7 protein-coding genes are annotated in these 5,521 nt (G+C 51.1%); 2 read left to right on the top strand and 5 right to left on the bottom strand.

Going from position 1 to position 5,521, the window contains the following annotated elements:
- Positions 1-68: 68 nt before the first annotated feature.
- Positions 69-344 (bottom strand): hypothetical protein, encoded by a 276-nt coding sequence (locus MHN01_RS14950; protein ID WP_239412076.1) that lies wholly within the window; start codon positions 342-344, stop codon positions 69-71.
- Positions 345-545: 201 nt separating this feature from the next.
- On the opposite strand from MHN01_RS14950, the gene MHN01_RS14945 reads away from it, so the two are divergent.
- Positions 546-1,478 (top strand): DMT family transporter, encoded by a 933-nt coding sequence (locus MHN01_RS14945; RefSeq protein ID WP_239412075.1) that lies wholly within the window; start codon positions 546-548, stop codon positions 1,476-1,478.
- A gap of 49 nt (positions 1,479-1,527) precedes the next feature.
- Here the strand turns inward: MHN01_RS14945 and MHN01_RS14940 are convergent, their stop codons facing one another.
- Positions 1,528-1,869, bottom strand: a complete 342-nt coding sequence (locus MHN01_RS14940; protein ID WP_239412074.1) for a histidine triad nucleotide-binding protein — start codon at positions 1,867-1,869, stop codon at positions 1,528-1,530.
- A 264-nt stretch (positions 1,870-2,133) separates the two neighbouring features.
- Here MHN01_RS14940 and MHN01_RS14935 point away from each other — a divergent pair, with 264 nt between their 5' ends.
- Positions 2,134-3,075, top strand: coding sequence for a histone deacetylase family protein (locus tag MHN01_RS14935; RefSeq protein ID WP_239412073.1), 942 nt, complete (start codon positions 2,134-2,136; stop codon positions 3,073-3,075).
- Positions 3,076-3,166: 91 nt separating this feature from the next.
- On the opposite strand, the gene MHN01_RS14930 is transcribed toward MHN01_RS14935, so the two are convergent.
- The 3 genes from MHN01_RS14930 to MHN01_RS14920 form a co-directional block, all read right to left on the bottom strand.
- Positions 3,167-4,141, bottom strand: a complete 975-nt coding sequence (locus MHN01_RS14930) for an ABC transporter ATP-binding protein (RefSeq protein ID WP_239412072.1) — start codon at positions 4,139-4,141, stop codon at positions 3,167-3,169.
- Positions 4,138-5,124, bottom strand: coding sequence for an ABC transporter ATP-binding protein (locus tag MHN01_RS14925; protein ID WP_239412071.1), 987 nt, complete (start codon positions 5,122-5,124; stop codon positions 4,138-4,140). Before MHN01_RS14925 ends, MHN01_RS14930 begins: the two co-directional genes overlap by 4 nt.
- A 1-nt stretch (position 5,125) precedes the next feature.
- Positions 5,126-5,521, bottom strand: a 396-nt coding sequence (locus MHN01_RS14920) for an ABC transporter permease (RefSeq protein WP_239412070.1), incomplete at its 5' end; no start/stop codon positions are given.

The following is a 5,521-nucleotide window of genomic DNA, read 5'->3' as shown; positions in this document are numbered from 1 at the left end:
AGTTACCCAGATCAGTGGCTTGCGCAGCAACATGGACTGTCTGTTTGTCTGTAGCCATCACACCCGAGCTACTGCCAGTTCTCGGCCTCGTCGACAAGGTGCTGGCTGGTATCAATGGCATTAAGTACAGCCAGGTAGAGATCAGAATCCTCTTCACCATATGCGGCCAATTGGGCTTTAACCTGATAAAGCTCCTCGAGGTTTTGTTCTTGGTAAGCAAGGTAACGCCCTACCTGACCACTATTTTCGCTAGCCTGAACGGGCTCGTGATCAACGATTGCAAACAGAACAGTCAATCCCACTGCGAGCGACGCAAAAAAACCAGCTTTTGATATCTTCAACATGCCTGAACTCCTTCTGCTAACGACTTCAGCTACTTTGTCAAACAATCGAACACCTTACAATTAATATCAGCTGAACCTGTTAGTTATTGTTAATAAACACATGTCGTGATTAACATCACAAATTTATTGACCAACGGGTCAAGTATTGATTAAATAGCCCGCAATTTGACCCTAATCACTGTTTTCTCGAGTAACTTGCCTATGACAATGACAACCAGCCACACTGCGCACCTCAAAATGTTTGCCTTCACGGCACTGATCAGCCTGTCGTTCCCGATTGGTAGCCACATTACCGCGCAGCTAAACCCACTGGTTGTTACTTGGATACGCTATCTGCTGGCCAGCCTGTTATTTATGGGCCTGTTGGTCGGCCAAAAACAATTCCGCATACCAACCGCCAAAGACTTTGCGCGCTACACAGTGATCTGCCTGCCGGCACTGACCTACTTCGTCACCATGTTTATTGCACTGCAAGATACCAGTGCGCTTGATACCAGCGCGCTGTATACCACAGTTCCGCTGATGAGTGCTGTTCTGGCCGCTGTCATTTTCAGACGTAGAACACCGCTGACGGTGATTGTTGCCCTGCTGGGCGGAATGTTGGGAGCCGGTTTGATTATTTTCCGAGGCGATCTGTCTGCTGCTGGTTCTATCGCATTAACCAGTTCGAACAAGATCTATCTACTTGGCTGTTTAGCTATGGCCCTGAACCCGATCGTGGTCAAAAAATACTATCGCGGCGAGTCCATTACCCACATGACCTGCTGGACATTGATCTGTGCCACGGGGCTACTAACACTAGGAGCGGCGCCTCAACTTGCCACCACAGATTGGGCTGCCATTTCATCTGATATTTGGCTTGGCATTGGTTATCTGGCCGTCTTTGCAACGGCACTGAGTTTCTTTCTATTCCAGCAGGGAAGCGTGTCGCTGGCACCCGAGCAGGTATCGGCGTATACCTACCTGATCCCGGTGATGGTGTTATTTGTCAATCGTGCGATGGGGCAAGTCGAGCCTTGGTCACATGTCGGCTACGGTGTAGTGATTGTCATGCTCTCGATGATGGTGATGATTGGCGGAACATCGATTATCTCAGCATTACGCCGTCATAAATCTCTCCACCCAAGTAATTAGTAGAGAATCTGCATCAGCAAGGTTTACCGCAACAGGCGGTAAGCCTTTCTCAACCCGGGGGCCAGTGCATATTGCGGCCGCCAAGCAGGTGCAAATGGATATGGTAGACCGCCTGGCCGCCCTGGCGATTACAATTCCAAACCAACCGATAGCCATCCTCTGCCAAAGACAAATCCTTCGCCAATTGTGTTGCCGTCAGGATCATATGACCAATCAATGCTGAGTCTTGTTTACCGAGATCGTTAATAGTCTCGATATGCTGATGTGGTACGAGCAGAACATGCGTCGGGGCCTGTGGGGCATTATCGTTAAACGCGACTATTTGCTCATCTTCATAAAGCAAGGTCGATGGTATCTCTTTGCTAGCAATTTTGCAGAATATACAGTCCATTAACTCCTTTCCTCCGCATAGTGGTATTAACCGTTAACTGGCTTGTCAGCCTGCTCGGAAACTAGGTGTATCAAGAATCAGTATAAGCATAACGGGATATTTGCTTTTTACCTTCTACTCACCGGGATAAGTCCACCGCTGTCCAATAAATAAGGCTCTGAACACTACGCAGGAAAAAGCGCCATCACTTATGCTGAGATGAGTAGTGTCACGCTTGACGGATCTGTCATCAAAGGGAGGTCCGTTTGTTGGAAGGAGCAACCAATGACCACCGCTTTTATCACTCATGGCGACTATCTGAAGCATGTGATGGGGGCGGATCACCCTGAATGCCCGGAACGTCTGGGGGCCATCACACAATATCTGGCATCAACTGAACTGGGCGATAGGATCAAATGGCTGGCAGCACAAACCGCCTCAGACGAACAAATAGAACGAGTCCATCCGGCCGAATACATCTGCTGGCTTGACAGCCTGCAGCCTGAGAGGGGGTTAGTTTATGCCGATGCTGATACCGCTCTGAATCCGCATACGATGCGTGCCGCCCGCCTGGCAGCAGGTGCTGTGACTATGGCCACCGATATGGTACTCGACCAACAAGTTACCAACGCCTTCTGCGCTGTTCGGCCCCCCGGGCACCATGCCGAAACCAGTACGGCAATGGGATTTTGCTTCTTTAACAATATCGCTGTGGGGGTCGAGCACGCCCTTAGCCGGGATGAGATAAAACGGGTCGCCATTCTCGATTTTGACGTTCACCACTGCAACGGCACGATCGACAGCTTCAAAAATCGCCCGGAAGTGTTAGTCTGCTCGACCTTCCAGCACCCTTTCTATCCGCTTAGGTATTACGACATCCAGCGCCCGAACATAGTCAACTCTCCCCTGCGCGCCGGTACCAAAGGCAGCGAATTTCGCCTTGCGGTTAAGCGCGACTGGTTGCCCGCTCTTCACAAGCACCAGCCGCAAATGCTATTTGTCTCAGCCGGATTTGACGCCCACAAAAATGACCCGCTAGGGCAACTTCTGCTCGATGAGAGTGACTACCGCTGGGTAACGAACATCATCACCGAGGCTGCAGCCTGCTATGCCAAAGACAGAATCGTGTCCTCGCTGGAGGGAGGCTACAACCTGCTGGCACTGGCACATAGTGTCCATGCCCATATCGATGTACTCGCAGACAAGGCAGGAAGCATGGAAAGCTAATTAATCCATAAACAAACCGGCAACCAATAAAAAAGGCCAGCAGTATGACTCATACCACTGGCCTCAATACTGTGAGCAACTAGGCTAACAACTAGTCGAACAAGTGACAGGCAACGAGGTGCTCTCCACCCTGTTCGCCGGTATTGTGAGTAGCTGGCCGCTCTTCCTTACACCGACTCGACGCATGCGGGCAACGTGTACGGAAAGTACAGCCACTTGGCGGTGCCAAAGGCGAAGGCACATCGCCCTGAAGCTTCATTGACTCTTTGCTGGCAGCCGGATCCGGAATAGGAATGGCCGACAGCAACGCCTTGGTATAAGGGTGCTTAGGGTTGCGATAAAGCACTTCAGCCGGTGCCTTTTCAACAATCCTTCCCAGGTACATAACACCGACTTCATCGCAGATATGCTGAACTACACCCAGATCATGGGCGATAAACAAGAAGGAGATCCCCTTCTTCTCTTGCAGTTCTGCAATCAGGTTGAGCACCTGTGCCTGTACCGACACATCAAGCGCCGACACCGGTTCATCGGCAACAATGAACTTAGGCTCCAACACCAACGCCCGTGCAATACCGATTCGTTGTCGCTGACCACCTGAGAACTCATGCGGATAACGATTCAATACCTGTGGGCGTAGGCCAACGATCGCCATCACTTCGGCAATTTTGGCTTCACGCTCCTCTTCGGTCCCGATCTTGTGAGTATCCAGTGGCTCACGCAAGATCTCATGGATCGTCATTCGCGGATTGAGTGAAGCGTACGGGTCCTGGAAAATGATCTGGATATCCCGACGCTTCTCCTTCAGTTCACGATTGCTTAGTGAAGAGATGTCGACACCTTCGAGTTTTACTTCACCGGAGCTCGGTTCATGCAGTCGCAATACACAACGCCCCAGCGTTGACTTACCGCAACCGGACTCACCCACCAGGCCGAGCGTTTTTCCTCGTGCAATGGAAAAGCTGACATCATCAACCGCTTTACAAACCGCTTGGGTTCCGAAAAAGCGACTACCCGCCGTAAAGTGCTTTTTGAGGCCGTTTACCTCTAACAATACTTCGCTCATTGGGCACCTCCATTCGGGCTAAAACAGGCAACCCGGTGTGTTTCACATCCGCTAAGTTGAGGAACCGCTTCATGGCAGCGGGAATGCACCTTATCGCAACGATCAGCGAAACGGCATCCGTTAGGCAGGTGAAGCAGATCCGGCACGACCCCTTTGATCGTAGGCAGACGCGGGATCTTCCTATCACGTACAACCGGAATCGATTCTAGCAAGCCTTTGGTATAAGGATGCTTAGGATTCGCAAAGATCTCTTCTACCGGCCCTTCTTCAATGATTTGACCGCAATACATAACCACGACCCGCTGGCATGACTCTGCCACCACACCCAAATCGTGGGTTACCAGGATCACCGCCATGTTCAGCTCTTTCTGCAGCCTGACCATCTCGTCCATCACCTGGGCCTGAATGGTCACATCCAACGCCGTTGTCGGCTCATCGGCCAACAGCAGATCCGGGCCACATGACAGTGCCATGGCTATCATTACCCGCTGGCGCATACCGCCTGAAAGTTCATGCGGGTACTGATCTATCCTCTTCTCGGGAGAAGGGATCCCGACGGTATCCAGCATTTCGATAGCCCGGGCACGAGCCTGCTTTTTGCTGACATCATTATGAAGCCGGATCACGTCGATCATCTGGGTCGAGATCTTCAGTACCGGATTCAGTGCCGTCATCGGCTCCTGGAAGATCATCGAAATTTCGTTACCACGAACTTTCCGATACTCTTTCTCGCTCAGGCCAACCAGCTCACGTCCTTTAAAGGTAATGCTGCCATCAACAATTTTGCCCGGTGGTGATGGTACCAGCCCCATAATCGATAGCGAGCTGACAGATTTACCACAGCCGGATTCACCGACGATAGCCACCGTTTCACCCGGCATTACCTTAAAGTTCACTCCGTTAATCGCGCGAACCGTGCCTTTATCGGTCTTAAATTCAACCGTAAGATTCTCCACCGATAACAGTGGGGTTTGCTCAGACATATTAAATCTTCCTTGGGTCCAACGCGTCTTGCAGCGAATCAGAGAACATATTAAAGGCCAATACCAATACAAACAGCATGCCCGAAGAGGCAAAGAAGTTACAGAAATGGCCGGCCGTTACCTCGCCACTGGCTTCTGCAATCATCAGCCCCCAGCTAATGCTGTCTTTTACACCCAGCCCAAGGAAGCTCAAAATAACTTCACTCTTGATAGCGGTGATAAACAACAGCGTCATTTCCACCAGCAGAATGTGCGAGGTATTTGGCAACAGGTGCTTGAAAATCACCCGGTAAACCGGCACACCCAGCGAGCGGGCAGCCTCGGTAAATTCCATATTCTTCAGCTTGATGACCTCTCCGCGCACCAGTCGCGCCGTTCCCATCCAGAAACAGGACAT

Origin of the sequence: Photobacterium sp. OFAV2-7 (assembly GCF_022347985.1) — a bacterium.
Lineage (GTDB): Bacteria > Pseudomonadota > Gammaproteobacteria > Enterobacterales > Vibrionaceae > Photobacterium.
Note: the sequence above shows the minus strand (reverse complement) of the source record. Positions and strands in the feature narration are given on the sequence as shown.